Origin of the sequence: Pyrobaculum ferrireducens, assembly GCF_000234805.1 — an archaeon.
Classification (GTDB): Archaea; Thermoproteota; Thermoprotei; order Thermoproteales; family Thermoproteaceae; genus Pyrobaculum; species Pyrobaculum ferrireducens.
Genome location: NC_016645.1, coordinates 2,152,155 through 2,171,293 on the forward strand (window position 1 = coordinate 2,152,155; position 19,139 = coordinate 2,171,293).

The 19,139-nt window shown below is 60.6% G+C and carries 24 protein-coding genes; 10 read left to right on the top strand and 14 right to left on the bottom strand.

The annotated features are described in order from the left end of the window. Positions 1 to 20: 20 nt before the first annotated feature. The gene (locus P186_RS12065; RefSeq protein ID WP_148683055.1) at positions 21 to 1,730 is read right to left on the bottom strand and encodes a S9 family peptidase; all 1,710 of its coding nucleotides are present in this window, start codon (positions 1,728 to 1,730) and stop codon (positions 21 to 23) included. 50 nt (positions 1,731 to 1,780) lie between these two features. Between P186_RS12065 and P186_RS12070 the strand changes: the two genes are divergently transcribed. The 4 genes from P186_RS12070 (at position 1,781) to galT (ending at position 4,693) form a co-directional block, all read left to right on the top strand. Then, on the top strand, positions 1,781 to 2,056 hold the full coding sequence (locus P186_RS12070) for a hypothetical protein (RefSeq protein WP_014289788.1): 276 nt from the start codon (positions 1,781 to 1,783) through the stop codon (positions 2,054 to 2,056). 66 nt (positions 2,057 to 2,122) lie between these two features. Next, positions 2,123 to 2,689, top strand: coding sequence for a site-2 protease family protein (locus tag P186_RS12075; protein ID WP_148683238.1), 567 nt, complete (start codon positions 2,123 to 2,125; stop codon positions 2,687 to 2,689). Further along, positions 2,677 to 3,762 (top strand): GHMP family kinase ATP-binding protein, encoded by a 1,086-nt coding sequence (locus P186_RS12080; protein ID WP_014289790.1) that lies wholly within the window; start codon positions 2,677 to 2,679, stop codon positions 3,760 to 3,762. Before P186_RS12075 ends, P186_RS12080 begins: the two co-directional genes overlap by 13 nt. After that, entirely contained in the window at positions 3,752 to 4,693 is a 942-nt protein-coding gene (gene galT, locus P186_RS12085; protein ID WP_014289791.1) for a galactose-1-phosphate uridylyltransferase, read from the top strand. The genes P186_RS12080 and galT overlap by 11 nt, the downstream gene beginning before the upstream one ends. A 6-nt stretch (positions 4,694 to 4,699) precedes the next feature. On the opposite strand, the gene P186_RS12090 is transcribed toward galT, so the two are convergent. Genes P186_RS12090 through rnhB form a run of 3 tightly spaced genes read right to left on the bottom strand, consistent with a single transcriptional unit; the run spans position 4,700 to position 6,445 of the window. Continuing rightward, entirely contained in the window at positions 4,700 to 5,233 is a 534-nt protein-coding gene (locus P186_RS12090; RefSeq protein WP_014289792.1) for a 50S ribosomal protein L30, read from the bottom strand. Beyond that, entirely contained in the window at positions 5,230 to 5,838 is a 609-nt protein-coding gene (locus P186_RS12095) for a 30S ribosomal protein S5 (protein WP_014289793.1), read from the bottom strand. Before P186_RS12095 ends, P186_RS12090 begins: the two co-directional genes overlap by 4 nt. A gap of 19 nt (positions 5,839 to 5,857) precedes the next feature. After that, positions 5,858 to 6,445, bottom strand: a complete 588-nt coding sequence (rnhB, locus tag P186_RS12100) for a ribonuclease HII (RefSeq protein ID WP_014289794.1) — start codon at positions 6,443 to 6,445, stop codon at positions 5,858 to 5,860. 32 nt (positions 6,446 to 6,477) lie between these two features. Here rnhB and P186_RS12105 point away from each other — a divergent pair, with 32 nt between their 5' ends. Beyond that, entirely contained in the window at positions 6,478 to 6,660 is a 183-nt protein-coding gene (locus P186_RS12105; protein WP_014289795.1) for a hypothetical protein, read from the top strand. On the opposite strand, the gene P186_RS12110 is transcribed toward P186_RS12105, so the two are convergent. The 4 genes from P186_RS12110 to glcV all read right to left on the bottom strand — a co-directional run bounded on the left by P186_RS12110 (position 6,652) and on the right by glcV (position 10,301). After that, positions 6,652 to 7,131 carry a PadR family transcriptional regulator gene (locus P186_RS12110; RefSeq protein ID WP_014289796.1) on the bottom strand — a complete coding sequence of 160 codons (480 nt, stop codon included), beginning with the start codon at positions 7,129 to 7,131 and terminating at the stop codon, positions 6,652 to 6,654. The genes P186_RS12105 and P186_RS12110 overlap by 9 nt on opposite strands. Then, positions 7,124 to 7,921, bottom strand: a complete 798-nt coding sequence (locus tag P186_RS12115; RefSeq protein WP_014289797.1) for an NAD+ synthase — start codon at positions 7,919 to 7,921, stop codon at positions 7,124 to 7,126. Before P186_RS12115 ends, P186_RS12110 begins: the two co-directional genes overlap by 8 nt. A 63-nt stretch (positions 7,922 to 7,984) precedes the next feature. Then, entirely contained in the window at positions 7,985 to 9,163 is a 1,179-nt protein-coding gene (locus P186_RS12120; RefSeq protein ID WP_014289798.1) for a thiolase family protein, read from the bottom strand. A gap of 70 nt (positions 9,164 to 9,233) precedes the next feature. Further along, entirely contained in the window at positions 9,234 to 10,301 is a 1,068-nt protein-coding gene (gene glcV, locus P186_RS12125; RefSeq protein WP_014289799.1) for a glucose ABC transporter ATP-binding protein GlcV, read from the bottom strand. Positions 10,302 to 10,355: 54 nt separating this feature from the next. On the opposite strand from glcV, the gene P186_RS12130 reads away from it, so the two are divergent. The 4 genes from P186_RS12130 to P186_RS12145 are packed head-to-tail and all read left to right on the top strand — an operon-like array spanning position 10,356 to position 13,471. Beyond that, entirely contained in the window at positions 10,356 to 11,474 is a 1,119-nt protein-coding gene (locus P186_RS12130) for a hypothetical protein (RefSeq protein ID WP_014289800.1), read from the top strand. Next, a complete protein-coding gene (locus tag P186_RS12135; protein ID WP_014289801.1) occupies positions 11,471 to 11,971 on the top strand; it encodes a class I SAM-dependent methyltransferase in 501 nt (166 codons plus the stop codon). The genes P186_RS12130 and P186_RS12135 overlap by 4 nt, the downstream gene beginning before the upstream one ends. Before the next feature lie 19 nt (positions 11,972 to 11,990). After that, positions 11,991 to 13,079: a phospholipase D-like domain-containing protein gene (locus tag P186_RS12140; RefSeq protein ID WP_014289802.1), complete on the top strand. Its 1,089-nt coding sequence runs from the start codon at positions 11,991 to 11,993 to the stop codon at positions 13,077 to 13,079. Between the two features lie 29 nt (positions 13,080 to 13,108). Further along, the gene (locus tag P186_RS12145) at positions 13,109 to 13,471 is read left to right on the top strand and encodes a winged helix-turn-helix domain-containing protein (protein WP_148683057.1); all 363 of its coding nucleotides are present in this window, start codon (positions 13,109 to 13,111) and stop codon (positions 13,469 to 13,471) included. Positions 13,472 to 13,478: 7 nt separating this feature from the next. Here the strand turns inward: P186_RS12145 and P186_RS12150 are convergent, their stop codons facing one another. The 3 genes from P186_RS12150 to deoC are packed head-to-tail and all read right to left on the bottom strand — an operon-like array spanning position 13,479 to position 14,927. After that, the gene (locus P186_RS12150; RefSeq protein ID WP_014289804.1) at positions 13,479 to 13,853 is read right to left on the bottom strand and encodes a nucleotidyltransferase family protein; all 375 of its coding nucleotides are present in this window, start codon (positions 13,851 to 13,853) and stop codon (positions 13,479 to 13,481) included. Then, positions 13,831 to 14,247 (bottom strand): DUF86 domain-containing protein, encoded by a 417-nt coding sequence (locus P186_RS12155; protein WP_014289805.1) that lies wholly within the window; start codon positions 14,245 to 14,247, stop codon positions 13,831 to 13,833. The genes P186_RS12150 and P186_RS12155 overlap by 23 nt, the downstream gene beginning before the upstream one ends. After that, positions 14,247 to 14,927: a deoxyribose-phosphate aldolase gene (gene deoC / locus P186_RS12160; RefSeq protein ID WP_014289806.1), complete on the bottom strand. Its 681-nt coding sequence runs from the start codon at positions 14,925 to 14,927 to the stop codon at positions 14,247 to 14,249. Before deoC ends, P186_RS12155 begins: the two co-directional genes overlap by 1 nt. Before the next feature lie 46 nt (positions 14,928 to 14,973). Between deoC and P186_RS12165 the strand changes: the two genes are divergently transcribed. Continuing rightward, on the top strand, positions 14,974 to 15,261 hold the full coding sequence (locus tag P186_RS12165) for an acylphosphatase (RefSeq protein WP_014289807.1): 288 nt from the start codon (positions 14,974 to 14,976) through the stop codon (positions 15,259 to 15,261). A 254-nt stretch (positions 15,262 to 15,515) separates the two neighbouring features. Here the strand turns inward: P186_RS12165 and P186_RS12170 are convergent, their stop codons facing one another. Genes P186_RS12170 through P186_RS12180 form a run of 3 tightly spaced genes read right to left on the bottom strand, consistent with a single transcriptional unit; the run spans position 15,516 to position 19,105 of the window. Further along, on the bottom strand, positions 15,516 to 16,646 hold the full coding sequence (locus P186_RS12170) for an ABC transporter permease (RefSeq protein WP_148683240.1): 1,131 nt from the start codon (positions 16,644 to 16,646) through the stop codon (positions 15,516 to 15,518). Continuing rightward, positions 16,627 to 18,630 (bottom strand): COG1361 family protein, encoded by a 2,004-nt coding sequence (locus P186_RS12175; RefSeq protein WP_014289809.1) that lies wholly within the window; start codon positions 18,628 to 18,630, stop codon positions 16,627 to 16,629. Before P186_RS12175 ends, P186_RS12170 begins: the two co-directional genes overlap by 20 nt. Before the next feature lies 1 nt (position 18,631). Next, positions 18,632 to 19,105, bottom strand: a complete 474-nt coding sequence (locus P186_RS12180; RefSeq protein ID WP_014289810.1) for a hypothetical protein — start codon at positions 19,103 to 19,105, stop codon at positions 18,632 to 18,634. Positions 19,106 to 19,139: the final 34 nt, after the last annotated feature.

Below are 19,139 nucleotides of genomic sequence, written 5' to 3' on the forward strand. Positions count from 1 at the left end.
CCCGTTTTTTAAACTTTGAGCTACCCGGCGTGTTTTGCGATGAACTCCACGGCTCTGCTGTATGCCTTCACCCGGTTTGACACTTTTGTAATTACGTGGCCCTCGTCTGGCAACACCAACAACTCTACCTCTCTGCCTAGCTCCCTTAGTCTCTGGGCGAGTTGCTCCGCCTCGTATACCGGGACGCGTATGTCGTTTGCCCCGTGGATTATCATTAACGGCGCCTGAATCTTCTCCACGTGAGCGGCGGGGGATAGCTGTAGGAGGAGGTCTTTATGTTTCTCCAACGAGCCATACTCGGCCTCTCTATACCTCCGCCTCCACGGGGCAGTCCTTTCTAAGAATGTCACTAGGTTGAATATGCCGACTATCTCCACGCCGCATGCCCACGCGTCGGGTGCGGTTGCCAGGGCCATTAGGGTCAAGTAGCCGCCGTATGAGCCCCCCAGCACGCACGGCTTCTTCTGGAGGTAGCCCTCCTCCCTTAACCACTTGGCGAAGGCCTCTACGTCTCTTATGGCGTCCCACCGCTTTTCTAGGTCGTCTAGGTGGACGAAGGTTTTCCCGAAGCCGGTGCTTCCGCGGTAGTTCGGCGCGGCGACTGTGAAGCCCGCGGAGAGCAGGGCGGCGACGAGCGGCTTAAACTCGGGGCGATCCTGGCTTTCCGGACCGCCGTGTAGGTAGACAACGGCGCCGCGTGGCTCCCCCGGCGGGAGGTATATATTTGCGTGTATCTTCCTACCGTCGAAGCTGGGGTACCACACAGATCTGGGCTCTGGGAGCTTATCCAGCGGCGTGCCGAATTTTGGAGAGTTTGTAACCTGCCTAACTGAGCCCTGGAATATGTACACCTCGTGGCCCCGGTTTATGCTCGACAGAGAAAAGGCGGCTACTCCCCTACCGTATTCTAGATGCGTAACTACGCCAGGCGGCGTCGGAAGCTTGTAGGTAAGGCCGGATGGCATGTGCATTTGATAAAGCCCAGACCTCCCCTCTTCGTTTACCGCGAAAAGCATGTAGGCCCCCCATACGTCGAAGTGCTCCACGTCACGGTCTAACTGAACTAGGTACTTCCAGCTTCCTGTGGCCAAGTCCATCTGCGCGACGCCGACGTACTCCCAGTCGGCGTTTGTGAGGAATAGTACCTTGCCGTTGCCGATGTATCTCGGGGAGTGGTTCAAGGCCTCTCCTCCGTGCTTCGTCAGCTCTCTGAGCTCTCCATCTCTATATAGGTATATAGAGCTGTCAAGGTTGGTTTCGTAGTGTGTAATAAAGATGCCGGCTTCTGACCACTCCTCCACGACGTTTATCCCGGGCATCTCAGCCGCTCTCTTGACCTCCCCGGCGGCGCGGTCGTAAATGTATAGGTAGAAGTCGGTGGAGCTGTCTCTGGTAGATGTGAAGGCGAGCTTTTTACCATCCGGCGACCACGCCCCCAGGTTGTTAACGCCTTCGGTGGACACTTCGTAAACTCCGCCATCTACAATGTAGATACGCCACTTCTCGTCGCCGTCTCTGTCAGAGGCCAGCGCCACGGCGCCGTCGCTGGCTACGCGGAAGTCGCCCACCCTCTCATCCCACGGGACTACTACGTCGTGTTGACTGCCGTCGAATCGCCATAGTTGCATCACGCCGGTGTAGTCGCTTAGGTAGTAGAGCACGCCGCCGGGGCCCCACCTCGGCGTGGTGGCCGACCGCACAGACAACGCCCTCTTTATGAGAAGCTCCATGTGGGGCAGAGAAACATGGGTATATAACACTATGGAGACATAGCCCTCAGGTGCTTTTAATTCTTAGTAGAAATATCGTGAAGGCGAGGCAGATATCAGCTCTGCTCTATTACCTGCACAAGGCCAAGTATAGGGAGAGGGGCGGCGTGGTGGTGGTGAGGACCAGCCGCATATGCGGCGTGGATAGGCAGTGCGGCGCAGAGCTTAGAAAGTTAATGCTCTACCTCGTGGAGAGGGGGGTGGCCGTGCGCCACAGACAGGGCGTCTACCTGGTGAAGAAGCAACTGGTGGACAGGGCTATTGAGCTTTTGAAAGAATTAGTATAGTTTTTTAAGGAGTAACCAAAAGCCCACGTGTTCGACAGAGAGGTCAGGAGGAGGGAGCTGGTGGACATGGCTGTGTCGCTCGCAGTCCTCACCCTCGGCTTCTCCATCTCGCTGTCGGGCAGGGGCATCGCCGGGGGGATAAACTGGGCAAAAGTCATCTACCTCCTCCCCTACACCGCCTTCGTCCTGCTCTTCGCATTTCTGGGGCACGAACTTGCGCACAGACAAGTGGCGAGGAGGCTTGGGTACTACGCCATGTACCAAGCAGACTACACACTACTCCCACTCGCTGTGATATTTCCGCTCCTCTTCGGGTTCATATTCGCGGCGCCGGGCGCCGTGGTCATCTCCCCCTTCAGGCTCTACGGCCGCGGCGACGAGCGGCGAGACGTCTTCTTCATCTCCGCGGCCGGCCCCCTCTCAAACATCGCCTTCGCCGTCTTGGGGATAGCCCTGTTCGAAACAATTGCGTCTCAATTCTGGTGGTTTTTCGCCTACATCAACGCGTGGCTCGCCCTATTCAACCTCCTCCCCATTCCGCCGCTGGACGGTAGCAAAATGATGAGGACAAATCCGGCCATGTGGCTTCCAATAATAGCGGTGGCCGCCTTGCTGGTGCTGTGGCTCTGGTAGCTAAAGCATCCGCGCCGGGCAGACTAGACTTCCTAAACACTCACCAAGACTACAAAGGCCTCCCAGTGGTTTCAGTCGCCGTCAACATGCGGACATTCGTAACCCTCCAAGAGGGCGACTACTACCAGATCGAGTCGTTAAATACCGGCGAGAGATGTGTATTCAGCCAGATAAACATCACAGGTAGGGCTTTCTGCGACTACGTGAAAGCCGCCGTGGTTGCGCTGGAGAGAGCCGGCGTCCCAGTCAAGGGGTTCAGGGGCTTCGTCAGCTCCCAAGTCCCCATCGGCGCCGGCATGGCCAGTAGCGCCGCCATGCTAGTCGCCCTGATAGGCGCGGCGATGAAGCTAACCCGCCGCGAGGCCGATCCCTCGCAGGTAGCCGAGCTTGCCTACATAGCCGAGAGGGAGATACTCGGCGTCCCATGCGGAAGGCTCGACCAGTACGGATCGGCCTATGGGAGAGTCGCCGTCATATACCCAACCCCGCCAGTTAGAGTGGAGCAACTAGACCTGCCCCACGGCGTATTTCTCGTACTCGACAGCGGCATACGCCACAGCACCGCCGAGATACACCCCAGACGCCAAGCCGAGCTACAAGCCGCCGTCGACATCCTCAAAACGGAATTAGGCATCAAGAGCGGGGGCTATTGGGACTTCCCATGGGCCGCCCTCGCGGACAGGAGAGACGCTGTGGAGAGGTTGCCAAGCCCCCTCAGGGAAAGGGTGCTGTTCACCATCGAGATGCAGAAATCCACAGAGAGGGCCCTCGCCCTGCTGAGAAACAAAGACCTGCCAGCCGAGGAGGTGCTCAAGGGGGTGGGGCGGGAGATGTCGCTACAACACCGCCTACTATCAGAGCTCTACGACGTGTCGCACCCCAGACTAGACCGCCTAGTTGAAGAGGCGGTGGAGGCCGGTGCCTACGGGGCGAAGCTCTCCGGCGCCGGGCTCGGCGGGGTGGTCATAGCACTTGCAAGGGACAGACAGACGGCGGAGGCAATAGCCCGGAAAACCAGCGCCGAGAGGTGGTGGGTCGTGGAGATAGATGAAGGGCTGAGATATGGAGATTAGAAAACACCCCCTCACCGGCGAATACATACTGGTATCCCCACACCGACTCGGCCGCCCCTGGCAACCAGAGGGTACATGCCCCTTCTGCCCCGGCGCCCCCGAGACAGGTTTCGGCTGGGACGTGTTGCTACTACCAAACAAATACCCGGTGGTCACGAGAGAGCCTCCCACCCCCGGCGGCGAGGAGCTCTACGAGGCGTTGCCAGCCCGCGGCCTATCCCTAGTAGTGGTGGAGACGCCGCGGCACGACGTCGACGACATCAGCGACCTCCCCACAGAGCAGATAGAAAAAGTGCTGAAGCTACTCATCGAAACTCAGAAAAAGGCGGAGGAGGACCCCGCCGCCCGGTACTTCCTCTACTTCCGAAACAAGGGCAGGGAGATAGGCGTCTCGCTAACCCACCCACATTCCCAGATCTACATCCTCCCAGTCGTGCCGCCGCGCGTCGAGGCGGAGCTAAGGGCCTCGGAGGAGTGGTACAGGCGGAGGGGCACGTGTCTACACTGCCTAATCACAGCGCGGGAGGAGAAACGCGTCGTCTACCAAAACGCCAGCTGGAAAAGCTTTGTCCCCTACTACGCCAGGTGGCCCCACGAGGTGCACATCTACCCCAAGAGACACGTCACCCACCTCACCCACCTCAGACGAGACGAAATTAGAGATCTCGCAGACGCCTTGAGAAAAACCCTATGCACACTCAAGACCGCCCTAAGCAAGCCAATGCCCTACATATTAGTACTGCACCAAGCCCCCCTAAGACAGGAGACACCCCACTACCACCTACACTTCGAGATATACGGCATGTACAGACCAGACGGACGCCTCAAATACGCCGCTGGCGCAGAGCTCGGCGCCTCCCTCTACACACTAGACACAACTCCAGAAGAGGTGGCGGAGAGACTGAAAACCGCCCTCAGCCAATGCCCCTAGCTAAATTTACAACATCCGGCGAATTAAATCATTTATCAACGGTCCCCGGTAACCCAAGTCGCCGCCCACTGAGAAGTGTAGCTTCAGGCTGTTTAGGCCGCCGCGGGGCGGGTGTAGCCTAAAGAACGGCTTCAAGTAGGGTATGCACGGCGGCCGCGTGCCCTCCTTAACCCTAACCTTTTTACTACAAGTGAGGCGGTCAATCTCGCCAGCTACGTACGCCAGCGCCACTTCCTCAAACGACTGCCAGCCCCACTTCTGCAGATACTCAAGAGTGAGAGGCCGCTCACCCACCAACCTACCTCTCTTCCTCAACACCTCCGCCAGAGTGTCCGCGTCTATCTCCCCCCAGGTAACCCAGTCGTTCACCTTCCGTATCATGCCCATTATGTCGGGCGTGCCCGGCACTACCACCATGGTGAACTTCCTCCTCAGTCTCAACAGATCCAGCGTAGAGGCGATGTCAAGCGGCGTCGTGGGAATACCCCTGAGCCTAATAACTGCGTAGCGTGGATACACCACTTTCTGTTGCGCCATCATGTTCTGAAGTAGTAGGTGTTTCTCAGAGCGTTGTACACAGCCATGGCAAAGTTGAGAGTAGTCCGCGTGTCGCCACGCGTCTTAGTCCACACATCCCTCACGCCAGCTAGCCTAAGAACTGCCTTGGCCACATCGCCAGCCACCAGCCCGACGCCCTTCGGCGCAGGTATAAGCGTAACCTCCACACTCCCCGCCTTCCCCCTCACCACAAAAGGCACGCTGTGCGGCTCGTCACATGAACACTTCCACGACCCGCAACCCCGCCTAACCGGCACCAGGTTGAGCTTAGCCTCTCTTGTCGCTTTTTCAATAGCCTGCCTCACCTGCCTCGCCTTGCCGATGCCAACCCCCACGTAGCCATCCTCGTTGCCAACCGCCACAACCGCTTGGAACTGGTTCCTCTCGCCCGCGTGTGTCTGCCGCTGGACAAGGTTTATATTTAGCAACTCCTGCTTCAGCCCAGGCAGGAGAATATCCACGATCTCAGGCTCTTTGATAATGTAGTTATTGGCAAATATTTCGTCAATAGTCCTAATCTTCCCCGCCTTCACAAGTCTCCCAAGCTCAGTCCTGGGCTCCCAAATACTCAAATCGACAACGCTCACGAACCGAGGCAAACAGGACCTATTTAAATAATTTACCAACCGTCCCCCAGCTCCACCTAACGCATTCCCGCGGCACTAGGCCAGCACGCAACCACTCCACAGTCTTGCGGTCGGAAGGGTAGCCACTGCCGAAGTCCCCCACCTCCCTCTTCACAACCTCCAGCAGGCGATCCCGCACCACCTTAGCAACAATGCTGGCAGCCGCCACCTGCGGCACTTTCTCCCCCTTGTGCAGAGCCACCACCCGCCTGCCGGTGAGGAACGAGAGCCCGCTCCCGTACCTATCTGCGTCCACATCCGGCGAATCCACGTAGTAGACGTCGGCGGGGCACAGCTCTATTAACCTCGCCGTGTAGTCCAGCTCAAGCGCGTTCAGCAACCCCCTAGAGGCGTATCTATCAACCTCGTAGGGCTCCACCACGACATAATTCACACACTCGGAAACCCTCAGCACCTCCCGGTACAGCACCTCCCTAGCCCCCGGCGTCAGCTTCTTAGAATCCCTCACCCCCAGACGGCGGAGCGCCTCCCCATCCCCCGCCACCACGGCGATGACCAGAGGACCCACCACCGGCCCCCTACCCGCCTCGTCAACCCCAGCAATCATAACAAAAATAAACCCCAGCTAGCATCTACGACGTGGAGATCCCCCAGGAGCTCGCCAGCCACCTCGCGGCTGAGGTAGACCAGTGGGACGTCCCCCACATAGTCTGTAGGCGCTGCGGCAAAAAATTCTTCTCTCTGCGAGACGCCGCCCTCCACATCTACCACATCCACGGCGTCAAAATAGCCCAGAAGTACACTGGCGAGCAGTCATCTTGACTCCAGACGCCGGAGACGCGCCGATATTTTCTCCTCAAGGCGCCTCAGCAGTATAAGCACCTCTCTAAGCACCTCGGCGTCGTCCCCCTCAACCTCGTCAATAACCTCATCTATGTACACAAGCTCATCTCTAATAGCCACCAGCAGGTTTCCCCCCTCCCCGCCGCCCTCAAGAGCCTTCACCAGCTCCCTAAACTCGTCGTCCTCCATCAGCTTCTCTAAATATTCCAGCCCCTGCTCTGTGATGGCGTAGATCTTCTTCCTCCGCCTACCAACGTAGGTCTCCCGCGCCTCGATAAGCCCCTCAGCTTCCAGGTACGATAGGAGAGGGTAGAGAGTCCCGGGGGAAGGCGCGTACCTCCCCGAGCTCAGCCTGCTCAACTCCTTTAGCATCTCGTAGCCGCTGAGGGGTCTCGACCTTAAGAGATACAGCACGACGCCTTTGAAGATCCCCCTACGCCTCTTAAACATCTCTCCTCGCCGGGGAGAGGTCGGGGGCCGGCGGCGGCTGGAGCTTATGTAAATTTCTCCGCACCCGGGTGACCACCATGTCGGCCACCTCGCCGAAGCGCCTCCTAACCTCCTCCAGCGGCGTCTTTAAGTCGAAAACTGCGTAGAGAACCTCGTCAATAACTTCGTAAGGTGCCCCCAGCTCCCCCTCCGCCGTGTGTCCGTGCCACAGGCGGGGGCTACTGGCCTTCTGGGCAATCCAGCCGAAGCCAAGCCGGCGCGCCAACTCGCGGACCTGCAACTTGTACATAGACCCTATGGGGATGAGGTCCGAGCCTCCGTCGCCGTACTTCGTGAAGTACCCCAGCAACAGCTCGCTCCTATCGCTGGTGCCCAGCACCAGCAGGTTACCCTTATTTGCGTAGTAGTAGAGCATGGCCATTCTAATCCTCGGCAGGAGGTTCCCAAAGGCTAGCCTCTCCCCCGGGGCGAAGTCGGGAATCGCCTTGGCAAAGGCGTCGGCTACAGGCTGGATGTCGATGAGGCGCGTGGCGATTCCAAGCCTTTCCCCCACCTTAACCGCGTCGTCCACATCCTCCTTCGGCGTAAACGCCGAGGGCATAATTAAGCCGAGCACCCGCCCGCTCCCAAGCGCCTCGACCGCCAGCGCCGCGGCCACCGTCGAGTCCACCCCACCGCTGAGCCCCACCACGACCCCCCGCGCCCCTGCCCTCTCCACATACTCCCTAATAAAAGAGATAATTAACTGCCGCGCCTTGTCGTAGTCAAGAGCCTCCACGACGTTTTTCATTAAGCCAGAAATAACTTGCTTTATTAAACACTTACGAAAACCGCCGCCAAGCCTCCGGGTGATCTACACCAGCTCTATGGCTAGGGCAGTCCCCCCACCCGTGCCGTGGCAGAGCGCCGCCAAGCCTCTACGGCCGCCCCTCTGCCTCAGCACAGATATGAGCGTCGTCACGATCCTCGCGCCGGAGGCCCCCAGGGGGTGCCCCAGCGCGATGGCCCCCCCGAAGACGTTCATCTTGTCGTAGGGGACGCCGAGCACCCTATTTACCAGGGCGTTGACAACTGCAAACGCTTCGTTAAATTCAAAGTAGTCAAAGTAGTCTAGCCCCACCCCCAGCTTCTTCAAGAGCTTCTGTGTCGCGTAGATGGGGGCCTCGGTGAAGCGCCACGGCTCCACCATATGCCAGCTGTAGCCCAGGACGCGGGCGATGGGCCTCACCCCCAGCTCCTTCGCCTTCTCCTCCGACATCAGCAAAAGCGCCGCCGCGCCGTCCGACAGCTGGCTGGAGTTGCCCGCTGTCAAGACGCCGTCGGCTTTGAAGGCGGGCCTGAGCTTAGCCAGCTTCTCCAGCGTGGTGTCGGGCCTGATCCCCTCGTCTCTATCCAGCTTGACGCCGCCCCACTCGCCCAGCACGGGCTCCACGTCGTCGAACCACTTGTTCTCAGTGGCCCTCCACGCCCTCATGTGGCTTTCGTAGGCAATCCAGTCAAGCTCCTCCCTCGTCAACTTGTGCTCCCGCGCCACCAGCTCAGTCTCCTCACCCATCAACATGCCGGTGATCGGGTCGGTGAGCCCGTCGTACACCATCAAATCTCTGAAGTCCTCCCTCTTCCCAATTAAGTGCTTCATCCCCCAACGCGCGCTGTCAGGCAGACAGATAGGCGCGGTTGACATGGACTCAGCCCCGCCGGCTACAACCACAGAGGCGTCTCCCATTGCGATCTCTCTATACGCCTCGACGATGGCCTGCATACCTGAGGAGCACACCCTGTTCACAGTATAGGCGCTGACCTCCACAGGGAGGCCCGCCAGCAACGCCGCGTAGCGGGCTAGATTCTGCCCCATCCCGCCCTGCAACGTGGAGCCGAAAACCACCTCCTCCACGACCTTCCCGTCCACTCCGGCGCGTTCAAGCACCTTCTTAATGGTAAAGGCGGCTAAATGGGGCGTCTTTACATCTTTCAATGCGCCTCCGAACTTGCCAATGGGGGTCCTCACATACCCAACAATTACTACTCCCATGCAAATATGTAATAACCTCAAATTTTTAAATTTCACTTAAACAATTATTAATTATAAATTTAGCCATTTATTAAACTCGTACGCCGTCTCTAAACAGCTTAACCCCCTCCTTCCTTAGAAAGACCCTGGCGGTGTCCCCCTCTCTCAACTTGTTGTACATAGCCGCCCTTATCTCAGTCCTCTCCCACCTCACAACGGCCACCGGCGTGAAGCCGAGGTACTCCACCAACACTATCCTACCCGGCGCCAGCTCAATATCGCCGGGGTTGAGGGGCCTATCAGCGACGTATATATCAGTGGGCCTAATCCCAACCTGGAGCCTGCCCTGTGGCGCCTGGACGGGGATCTTCAAATCGCCCAAGTCCACGTGGTCCCCCCTGCCCTCGCCCTCCACCAGGTTTATAGGCGGGTCGCCGAAGAACTGCGCCACGAAGACGTTAGCCGGGTTGTTAAGTACCTCGTCGGTGGTGCCGATTTGTTGCACCACTCCGTTGTTTATAATCATGAGTCTATCGGCGAGGGCATATGCGTCGTGCTGGTCGTGGGTCACCAGGATAGTGGTTATCCCCAGCCTCCTCTGGAGACTCTTCACAAACTCCCTCGCCGAGATCCTCAACCGCGCGTCTAGGTTAGAAAACGGCTCATCCATGAGGAGAACCTGCGGCTCCTTAACCAACGCCCTGGCAATCGCCACCCTCTGTTGCTGGCCCCCCGACAGTTGCCGGGGGTAGCGGCTCAGCAAATCGGAGATGCCCAGCGCCTCGGCCACCTCTCTCACACGCTTCTCAACCTCCCGCCTCGGGAGCTTCTTAATCTTCAGGGGGAAGGCTATGTTGTCAAACACCTTCATGTGGGGGTAAAGAGCCCAGTTCTGAAACACCATCCCCACGTTCCTCTTCGCCGGCGGGACGTTCACCCCCCTCTCCACGTCCACAACAGGCACGTCGCCGAATAAAATCCGCCCCTTGGTAGGAGTCTCAAGACCAGCGATGCACCGGATAAAGGTGGTCTTGCCGGAGCCGGAGGGGCCAAGCACCACCAGAAACTCCCCATCCCTAATAGACACACTTACGTCTCTCAAGGCGTAGACATTCGGTGGAAAAAACTTTTCGAGCTTCTCCACCTGGAGAGAGACCACGTATCCACCAATACACAATCTTTAAAAGTTATTAATGAAAAAATAGGGAAAGCCGTGTCGTGGCTCGACGACGTGCTCAAAGCCTCCCGGCTCATTAAGTCGGGCGGGTTTGTGGCCGTTACCCACGGAGGGACGGCACACGCAGACGACACCGTAGCCGCCGCGTTGCTGAAGCGACACGGCGCCGAGGCCGTCTACCGCCTCAACACGGTGGATGAGATACTCGAGGTGGGCGGAGGCGTGGTGTTAGCGGACATCGGCGACGCGTTTAGAGGCAAACTCCCGGAGCGATACGCCGTGCTTGACCACCACGGCGTGTCCGACCCCTCGGAGGAGCCGTCCAGCGTCGTGCAGGTTATGTACGCTGTGGGGGCCCGCCCCGCGCCGCTTGTCGCCACCTTGATACACTTCCTCGACCTCTTCGACAGATACGGTCCCGGGGCCAAGAGGTGGGCAGGTCCCTACGGCAACTCCCTCAACAACGGCCTTACGAAGTACTTCTCAGACTTCCACGGCGTTGTGAAAGACGAGAAGTTTCTAGACCTAGTCGCCGAGGCGGTGTACGCAAGGCTGGAGGTGGACCTCCCGGCTTTCCACGAGGCTTTTAAACTCGCCGAGCGGCTCCCCTACGCCGACGCCGCCGAGAGGTTCCCCCGGACCTTCCAAAACCTGAGGCTCATGCTCTCGGCGGCTAGGGACCCGGTGGCGGCCGCCGCGACGAAGGAGGCCTACGAGACCGGCTTCGGGGTGGACTTCGGCGCATACGCCGTGCTGGCGGTGCCCGAGCTGGAGCCCTACGTGCTGAAGGGCTTGGAGAAGTACTTCGGCGACGCGGCGAAGGCCGTGGAGCTGGTGACCAGCGGGCGGTACAGCCTGTTGCGGGGCGACGCCGCCGTGGCGGTCGCCGTGGAGGACAACATCCCCCCAGCCCCCCTCTGGAACGCCCTTCTCGACACCGGCGTGCTGTCAAACGAGCCAGCTATCATTGTGGTGAGGGATCGCCGCACGAAGGGCGCGTATACTGTGTGGCGCCCGGACAGATACGCCAGCGTGATAGACCTGAGGAGGCTCAAGGGCGACGCCGTGGTTTTTAAACACGTCACGGGATTCATGGCGGTTGTAAAAGCCTCCACAGCTGAGGAGGCGGCGGAGTACGCGCTGAGGCAGCTATGATAGAGGAGATTTTCCAAGACCTGGACGCCTTGGATCTGGGGAGTTCCGCAGTCGACGTGGGAGCCGGCTTCGGCGCCTCGACGGAGTACCTCCTGAGGAGGGGGGTGAGGGTCTGCGCTGTGGACGTCGACCCAGGAGTGGTGACGAGCCTGAGGAGCCGCTTCCGGCAGTTCGTGGAGATCGGCATGCTTAGGCTAGACCTGGCGCCGGCCGAGGCCCTGCCCTACCGCGACGCCGCGTGCAACTCCGCGATTTCCGTCGTGGCGCTACACCACTTTAGAGACGTGCGCAGAGCCCTGCTGGAGATGGAGAGGGTGGCGAGACGCCTCGTGGTGGTGTACGACTGGGCGCCCGAGGCGGGCGGCGTGACCAACCCCCACAGCCCCGAGGAGCTTAGTCAGAAAATGGAGACGGCGGTGGAGATAGCCAAGACGCTGGGGTTTGAATACACGGCGAGGCGCCTCTGGTACAGACTCTTAAAACGCAAAACTTTATAAGACGTGCAGAGACGGCGACATGCGCTTCTTAACACTGGCGCTTCTGGCGGCGTTGATCGCGCTGGCCGTATCGCCAATAAGACTTGAAGTCGATTCAGTGCTGGTGTCTCCTATAAACACTACAAAAATCGTGGACTACGTCAAGGGGGCGAAGCAGGCGGTGTACGTAGAGGTCTACGTCCTCACCTACAGACCCCTAGCCGACGCCCTAGTCGAGGCCGCTAGGCGGGGCGTCGATGTCTACGTAGTCCTCTCGGCTAAGGTATACGGCGGAGTTCCCCAGCAGGCAAAGGAACTCGCCAGCTACATGGAGAGCAACGGCGTGAAGGTTAGGTGGAACGGCGACTTCCCCAACGTCCACACAAAGCTATACGTCATAGACAACAAGACAGTCATCATAGGCAACATAAACCCAACGGCCTCGGGCTTCAGCAGAAACAAAGGGGTGATGCTGGTGATCCACAACGCCACCCTCGCCCGCCAGCTGACCACCATAATCCTCAACGACTACCGCGGGGTATACCCCCGCTACAGATACCCCGGCGTCTTGGTGTCGCCGATAAACTCCCAGGACGGCCTCGAGTGGATACTCAGCCAGCCAGGCGAGCTGTACATAGCCATGGAACAGATATATACAGACTCCGGCCTAGTCCCCCTAATCCTCCGGCACCCCACGTACTACGCCGTGGTGGCTAGGACAGACGCCGACATAAACACCGCAGTGGACGAGGACATCGTCGCCAAGATAATTGTAGTGGGCGACTACGTCTACGTCGGGTCGATAAACATCGGCTACTACTCAATACAGAGGAACAGAGAAGTCGGCCTCCTAATCCACAACCCCCAGCTAGCCCAGCGCCTCAAGGCCCTGGTGTTGCAGTGGTACAGAGAAGCCGGCGGCAAGCCGCCAGCCACCACACAGACGGCGACAACCCCCGCCACAGCCCCCGCGACGAGAACCCAGCCCACCACAACCGCCGCCACTCAGCCCACGACCAACACGGCGGCCGCTAGGGGAGGCGGCTACGGACTGCACATACTGATATGGGTGGTGATAATCATAGCGGCAGTTCTCTTCGTCCTCTGGATGAATAGGAAAAGGCCGTAAAGTATATATTGACGGAGCGGGACGCCGGCGTGAAGACTGAGTACTACCTCGTCCTGGAGGCCCTCGCCTCAGGAACGCCCCCTGGCAGGATCAGCAAGATGCTAGACATGGAGCCCCACGACGTAGAGGCGATAATCAACACCCTCCAGGAGAGGGGCTACGTGGAGAGGAAAGGCGCCCGCTACGTCTTGACAGAGGCGGGGCGCAAGACGCTGGAGGAGTGGAGAGAGCGGGTGAGGAGAGAGCTAGGGGACGCCGTGGAGCTCCGCAGAGCCGGCAGAGAGGCAGAGGCCTGGGAAATCGTGGAGAAGTGGCTCCCCGCACTCCCCATACTCGTAGGCCTCGGCGTGGTTTCCCTCGCCCTGTGGAAACTCCTCACAGCTAAGCGGTAGCGTTGGGCTAGGAAATGCCAATCCCCGCTTCTCTAAGCTTGATCTTGAGGTCTTGGCACTGCCCCACTGAGAGGTAGAGTAGCTCGTCGTAGTAGTCCCAGTCGGCGGCCACCACGACGCCCCGCGTCAGGGCCTCGGCGACGAGGCAAGGCGGCGCGAGTCCGGCGGGCACCACGTCGGCGGGGACGCCCAGGGCCTCTTCTATCTCGGCCGCGAGGCGGAGGGCCTCTCCCAGATCCGAGCCGTCGATGAGGACATCGACGTCGTGCACCACCTCCGACTCCGCGGCGGAGCCGAACAGCACGGCCAGCCTCCTGCCGCCGGCCGCCCTCCTCAACTTCTCCAGAACCTCGTCCAGCCTAACTTGATAGACAGGGCGCATTTTCCTCAACCCTCTTGATAAATTCGAGGACGCATTTGAAGTCGCTCTTCACCGCGTCGTACACCCTTCTGTCGTCCACTGCGAAGTATCTATGGACGAGGAGGTTGCGGAGCCCCACCAAGGCGGCTAGGACCTCTCCACAGCCGATCCCCAGCCTCCTGTCCACCTCCCTTAGACACTCGCGGTAGGAGGAAAACACGCGGCCCCACGCCGCCCTCGCGAACTTCATACACATAGAGGCGAGGGCCTCTACGAGCACAATTAGCTGGTATCGAAGGGCCCACACCTCCTCGTCGCTGAGTTCCTCAAATCTGCGGCTAGCTATCCTCAAGGCGTCGTTTATAGCCCCCCGCGCCTCCGATGCCCTCTGGAGTACGGAGAGGCAAGTCCCCATTACGCGAGGGCCTCGGGGGTGGAGGTCCCCAGCCTAACCCGCGCCGGGTCTAGGCCGAAGCCTATGGCTTCTATAATGGCGCGGGCCTGCTCCCTTGTCCTAATCCCGCCGGCCATCTTCACCCCCAGTCTGTACCCCCTCTCTCTGATGTACCTGGCGATCGCCGCCGCCCTCTCAGGCGTGGAGTGGGTGGGGTTGCCCAGCTGCTTGGCGTAGGCCTCCTCGGCGAAGCCGGTGGAGCTTTTTATAAAGTGGGCCCCGGCCTCCGCCACTATGTCGTACAGCCTGTACCTCTCCTCGTCGGTGAGATAAGGCTCCTCTACGATCACCTTGACAACCCTCCCGCCGGCCGCCCCCACCACGCTGACGAGGTCCCGCCTCACCTCCACCCATCTCTGGGACTTCACCAAGCCGATCGGCGCCACGACGTCCAGCTCCTCCGCCACCTCCGCGAGCCTAGAGACGGCTTGCGCCCTCTCCCAGGTCTGGGAGGCGCCGAAGGGGAAGTCGACCACCACGCAGAGCCTCACCCTCCTCAGAAGCGGCCTCACGTACTGGGCGTAGACCGGGTTGACGCAGAAGGAGGCCACCCCCAGCTCCTCAGCCCTAGCGGCACCCCTCGCCACATCCTCCACGGTCAGATACGGCTTAAGAAGGGCGTAGTCCACCACCTGGAGCACTGGGGAAAGGCGCCACATCTATAAAAACATTCTCCCACAAGCCGGCATGGACATGGTGAGAGCCCACGTCTTCATAAGGGGGAGGGTGCAGGGCGTCTTCTTCAGGCAGTCTATGAGAGAGGTCGCCACTAGACACGGCGTCAAGGGCTGGGTCAGGAACAAATCCGACGGCAGGACAGTCGAGGCCGTGCTGGAGGGGCCGAGAGACGCTGTGGAGAAGGTCCTCCAGTGGGCACAGGTGGGGCCCCCCGGCGCCCGTGTAGAGGACTTGGAGGTGCGCTGGGAGGAGTACCGCGGCGAGTTCCAAGACTTTAAAATACTGCCGACCGAGTAGAACAGGGCCCCTTGCCACAGCCGGCGTGTTTTCGCCAGGCGTCTCCTCTACTTTACGTCGCCGCCGTGACGATGGCGGCAACGTGGACGAGGGGTCACTGGACACTGCCGGAGCAATGCCGAAAGTCGTACAGTAGGCGCGTGTCCGACCCGCGGCTACAGACTTGAAACGCGTGGCTGGTAGTTCGGCACCCCTCCCTAAACCGCACTACGCCCAGATTGATGGCGGCTGTGGAGCCCTTGCCTCTCGCATCTCTATTCGTATCTGAGGGCGTCTACTATGTTTAGTCTACTCGCTCTGTAGGCGGGGGCCAGGGCGCCTAGCATATTGGCGGCCAGCACCACCGCGGCTGAGGCGAGCACGGCCGCGGGGGTTATTTTGAGTTTCAGTGCGGTGCCGAAGCCTATGGGGATTGATATCTGCGAGATGAGGAACAGGACTGGCAGCGCGGCGGCGATGCCCATGGCTATTACAATGAGGGACTCGGCGAGTATCACCGCGAGGATGTGCCTCCTCTTGAACCCGACGGCCCTCATTATGCCGATTTCCTTCGTCCTCTGCAGAATAGATATTGTCATGGTGTCGTAGAGCCACATAGCGGTTATCAAGGCGCTTACGCCGGCCAAGACGCCGAGCCCCATCTGGGCAATGGCGGCGAACTGCCCAACCTGTCGCGCCAGTACCTGGGGGGAGAGGATGGTGGCGTCTGGGAAGTAGGGCGTCAGCCGGGCCGCCGCCTTCTCAGCAGTCTGGGGGCTGTCCGTGATGACGTAGATCAAGGCGTAGCCCTCAACCGCGGAGAGGGCTCTGTCCACAAAGACGTCGCCGCCGCCGAGAGGGCCCGCGATGCCGGAGAGGTCCACCACCCCCGCCGCTGTCACCTCCAGCGGCGGACCCGTCGAGCGCTCCAGCGTAACAGGCATGCCTGACTCGAGCGGTACGTCCCCGGCCATCTTGACCCTGGTGGAGACCAGGGCTAGGGAGCCTCCTACCGACATGACGCCGGACTTCAAGGCGTCCCGCGGAATTAACACGTCCACGGCCTCTGGCGGCACGTAGTATATCATCACGTCCCTCTCGGAGCCGTCTGGCAACCTCGCCTTGGCGCCCTCCCCCGTCATCGGTATAACCACCGCCGTTGGGAGGAGGGCGGAAACCGTGGCCACGTCGGCCTCTGTAAGAGGCCTAAACCGGGGCAGTATCCACACCGTGTTTAGCCCAAGGCGCTGAAAGGCCTCCTCCACGACGCCCTTGAAGGTCTCCCCTATGGAGAGCGCCGTCGCGAGGGCTAGAAAGGCGATGAAGACGCCCAGGGCGGCGAGTGCCGACCTGCCGGCCCTCTCCCTAACCGCCAGCCACGCAAGCCTAGCTACGTCTGGCAACACGGCCCCGCCTGAAGCCCAGCGCCAACAGCGCAACTGCCACCGCCGCCAGCGCCGCAACGGCATAGAGCTGCGGGTTGCTCCCCCCGCCGCCTCCCGAGCCCGTGGCCGTCGCCGGGGCGTAAGCAGTTTCCGTCTTGTTGACCACCACCTCCACCGTCTGCTCCGCTGTGTAGCTTCTGCCGAGCCTATCCCAATATGTCGCCGCTACCCTCACCTGGTACCTCCCGGGGCTGTCGGCCGTTAGGGTGAAGACGGCGTCTTTGCTCGTCTGGGGCGGCACTGCGCCCAGCGGGCCGGGTTGCCTCACCACCTTGACGGGGCCCGAGACGTTTAGCCTGACGTCTCTGGCCTCCACACCGCCGGAGTTGTAGAGCCTCACCGTTAGGTAGAAGGGGTTGCCGGGCTCGGCCTTCTCGGGGCTGACCGAGGCGGAGAGGGACAGGATCGGGCGCTGGGTGGCTACTAGGTACAGCGTCCCGCCGTACTCCCCGGAGATCCCAGACGCAAGGGTGTACACGATCTTGTAGCCAAGGGCGGCTGTGCCCACGACGTCGGAGGGTACCTCCACGGGGATGTCAACCGATCCTCCCCCCAGCCTCGCGGTGATCTGGGGGAAGACCAAGCCGCTGACGGGAAACAGCGTGACCGTAGCCTCCGACACGTTTACAAGGGGCTTCACGTAGATGCGCAGGACGTGCCTCCCCCCAGAGGCGACCTCAGACGGCTCCACGGAGACGTCGAATATCTGCCTCTGAGCCGCCAAGAGGTTCACCACGTGCCTCGTGGAGTAGCCGCCCGGGTTTACCACGGTGACGTCTAGAGTAACAACGCTGGAGGTGGGTACTATCTGGAGAGTCAGCTCGGCCTTGTCGCTGGCGGTGAAGGTCACGGGGTTGACCCCCAGCGCCACCCCGCCGGACACAGAGATAGACCCTTCAAAAACGCCGGGGTACTTGATGGAGATCTTGACGTTGTTCACATCGCCGGCCACCAGCGTCGTGGGCGACACGGCTATCTCCACCACGTCGGCGGGCACCGAGTATACCGGGAGGGGCACCTCCACCCGGTCCACAGCCCCGGTGTCTAGTTGCACAACCACCGGCACGTAGACCACCGGGGGAGCGGCGTATACAGAGCCCCATATCTCCGCCTCGCCGTTTACAAGCGGCGCCGAGGAGCTGCCTGCGTACACCGTGCCGTTTACAGGTATGCTGTACCGAACGGCGAAGCCCACAGACTCGACGAGACCAGCCCTCAGCCACGTCACCTTAGGCACGACGAGGGGTGCCGGCCTGGGCTTAACCGCCAGGGGGATCTGCCGCGACACGGCCACCTCCCTCCCCAGCGCGTCCCGCGTCCTCACAGTCGCCACCAGCGCCGCGTTGAAGTCCAGAGGCGCCACAGCCACGTATACACACCAGTTGCCCAGCTCCCCTCTGAACCGCGCGTCGCCGTACAGCCTCGCCCCAACGGCGGACACCTCCACAGTGCCGTTGTAGGTATACCCGTCGTATACGCACAGCGACACCCTCCCCACAACCCCCAGGTAGAGAGTGCCGTTTACCCTAAACGCGGGGGAGGGGTAGTGCGGAACCGCCACCTCGTGGTACTCCACCTTCTCAACGCCGTCCCCAAGCGCCCCGGCCTTCACCGTGTGCCTCGACCTAAACACCACCCGGCACCCCTCCGAGACCCCCAGCTCCTCCGCCCTCACCTTCAGCACCACCTCAAAAACACCGGGCCCCGCGGAGGCGGCGCGGGCCGCCTCGGCCGAGGCCTGTCTGCACTTAAGCTCCACGCCTACGTCGATGTGCTGGGCGGCGAGGTAGAAAGACAGCTTGTACAGCCCGACGTCGCCGGGGTACTTAGGCAAGTCCACCCACTGCCCGCCGAGGAAGAGAAAATCAGCCGCCGGCTGGAAGAGAGCCGCCTGCCCCGCCGCGAGGGCCGCCAGCGCGACGGCCAGGGCCGCGGCGTGCCTCATATCAGCTACCTCTCCTCTCCAGCAACCAGGAGAGCACCAGCGGGCCGGCGAAGGTGAGCACTGCGCCGAGTATTTGGAACACCGCTGGGGGCGCGGGCTCGTTAGGCGTCTTAATTAACACGCCCGGCAACACAGAGATGAGGAGAAGCGCCAGCGAGAAAATCGCCCCCTTCCCATACCACGGAAGCTTCAGCCTATCCCACACCGCGGCCATGATCAAGCCCACGATGGTCAAGATTATGAGGTTGCCCAGAACGCCGCCCACAAACGCCCCCAACCCCAAGGCCCCCGCCGCGAACTCAACAGCCTGTTTCGCGGCCTCTGGCGAGGCGCCTGACTCCACGGCCACTTTGTATATACTCTCCAAAATCTGGGGCTTGATGCTCTCCACGGCTAGGTACCCCACGACGCCGTTTAACAAGCCAAAGAGGAGGCCCGTCAAGGCGCCCCACTTAGCTCCAGCCGAGAGCTTCATACAAATTCAAGAGATTTAATTAATTTATGGATTG